Consider the following 316-nt stretch of genomic DNA (forward strand, 5'->3'; position numbering starts at 1 on the left):
GGCTGGGGCATCTACGAGGACGGCGGTTTGCGCGAACTGGCGTTCTGGATCGGAAAACCATTCGACCAACAAGCTGCGACGACAGGAAATGGCAGCATGGTCGCGTTCAGAGCGCGATCATGGAAAGAGGTCGACGGTTTTTATGCCGCGGTCCTCGCCAATGGAGGCAGTTGCGAGGGTCCCCCTGGCCTGCGATTGCACTACAGCCCGGACTTCTATGCAGCTTATGCGCGCGATCCAGACGGCAACAAGCTTGCCGCTGTCTGTCGCGGCGTGCAGGTGCCCTGACGCGCTGTGGCCTATTCGAAACCCATGC

Annotated in this window: 1 protein-coding gene; it reads left to right on the plus strand. The window is 60.8% G+C overall.

What is annotated here, in order from left to right:
• On the plus strand, positions 1-288 hold a 288-nt coding region (locus EN852_RS38185), incomplete at its 5' end, for a VOC family protein (protein WP_135879861.1).
• Positions 289-316: the final 28 nt, after the last annotated feature.

It is taken from the genome of Mesorhizobium sp. M2E.F.Ca.ET.209.01.1.1 (genome assembly GCF_004010375.2).
GTDB lineage: Bacteria > Pseudomonadota > Alphaproteobacteria > Rhizobiales > Rhizobiaceae > Mesorhizobium.